This window comes from Mesorhizobium sp. M7A.F.Ca.US.006.04.2.1 (genome assembly GCF_004022915.1).
In the GTDB taxonomy this organism is placed as follows: domain Bacteria; phylum Pseudomonadota; class Alphaproteobacteria; order Rhizobiales; family Rhizobiaceae; genus Mesorhizobium; species Mesorhizobium ciceri.
This window is the reverse complement of the sequence record NZ_RZQA01001213.1, coordinates 1-1,382: the sequence shown is the minus strand read 5'-3', so window position 1 is coordinate 1,382 and position 1,382 is coordinate 1. Positions and strand designations below refer to the sequence as shown.

The following is a 1,382-nucleotide window of genomic DNA, read 5'->3' as shown; positions in this document are numbered from 1 at the left end:
GACTTCGCCAGAAGGGGCGGTGGCGTGGTCGCCATCCTGCATGACCTCAATCTGACGGCCATGTATGCGGAGCGGATCTTCGTCATGCATCGCGGCCGGCTGGCCGCCGCCGGATCGCCGCGGGACGTGCTGAGCGATGATCTGATCGAGAAAGTGTTCGACTGCCGGCTCAGGGTCGGCGTGCTGCCGGCGGGCAATATGCCGTTCGTGCTGCCGCAGTCGGCGGTCTATTGATATTCAGGTGAGGCCGGGCCTGCGAATGGCGGTTTCCTGCGCTTCTCCCGCCAATTGTCGAAGTCGGCGCCGCCCCTCATTGCCCTGCCGGGCATTTCTCTCCGTAGAACGGGGAGAAATACGCTAGGCAGCCGGGGCGCGGCGCTCCATCAGCATGTCGATGCCGAGCAGGTTGCGTACATTCGGCCGCGCCGCTACCAGATCGGCGATCGTATAGCGGGCGAGCACTGCGAAAAACGCATTCAGGGCCTCGCGCAGCGCCGAGTTCAGCGCGCAGCTGTCGACGAGCGGGCATTCGGCGGCATCGTTCTCGAAGCATTCGGCCATGGCGAAGCTCTCTTCCGTCACGCGCACGACATCGAACAGGCTGATGGCTTCGGCCGCCCGGCCAAGTTTGACGCCGCCATTCCTGCCACGCACGGTCTGGACGAGGCCGTGCTCGACCAGCGGCTGCAGGATCTTGAACAGGAAAAGCTCCGACACCGAATAGGCGGCCGCGATCTCGGGAATACGGCTCAATCGGTCGTCATTTGCCGCGCAATACATCAAGATGCGCATGGCATAGTTGGTCTGGCGCGTAAGCCGCATATTGTCCTCACAAGGCACTGGGGCGGTGCAACCCACGCCAGATCTGGAAATTTTGCTGATGCGGCTTTGACCCGAAATTCCGGATTCGCCACATTGGCCCAGGCGGAATATGGCCTATACCTTGGAATAATTCCAGACTAGCTTGGCGCGATAGATGAATTTTCTCCTCAACTTTGTGTGCGCAGCCGGGCAAGATGCCGGGCGAAACCGGCTGTCGCGGGTATTTCGGCCGTCGGAACACTAGATAGGCTGAGATCGACGAGGAGCGGCTCACCCATGTCACAATCGGCTTCGCCCTTGACGCCGGTCCGTTTCGATGCCGAAGCGGATGCGAAGCTTTCCGCGTTGCGGCGGACGAAATTCCTCGCGGCGGCCGCGCTGGCGCTTTGCGTACTGGTGTTTGCGCTCGCCAAATCGTTCGAGCACATCCATGCGTGGCTCGGCTTCGTCGCTGCCTTTGCCGAGGCGGCGACCATCGGCGGCCTCGCCGACTGGTACGCGGTGGTGGCGCTGTTTCGAAGGCCGCTGGGGCTGCCGATCCCGCACACCGCCATTATCCC

At 62.5% G+C, this 1,382-nt stretch carries 2 protein-coding genes and 1 pseudogene; 2 read left to right on the top strand and 1 reads right to left on the bottom strand.

Annotated features, from left to right (window positions below):
* Positions 1 to 234, top strand: a pseudogene (locus EN925_RS35915) (iron ABC transporter); the annotation flags it as partial.
* A 123-nt stretch (positions 235 to 357) separates the two neighbouring features.
* Here EN925_RS35915 and rirA read toward each other — a convergent pair.
* A complete protein-coding gene (gene rirA / locus EN925_RS35910; RefSeq protein ID WP_013531245.1) occupies positions 358 to 822 on the bottom strand; it encodes an iron-responsive transcriptional regulator RirA in 465 nt (154 codons plus the stop codon).
* A 276-nt stretch (positions 823 to 1,098) separates the two neighbouring features.
* Here rirA and EN925_RS35905 point away from each other — a divergent pair.
* On the top strand, positions 1,099 to 1,382 hold a 284-nt coding region (locus EN925_RS35905; RefSeq protein WP_128337373.1), incomplete at its 3' end, for a DUF445 family protein.

Excerpts from the sequence above, each read along its gene's own strand:
- rirA (WP_013531245.1), bottom strand. The coding sequence starts at position 822 with ATGCGGCTTACGCGCCAGACCAACTATGCCATGCGCATCTTGATGTAT.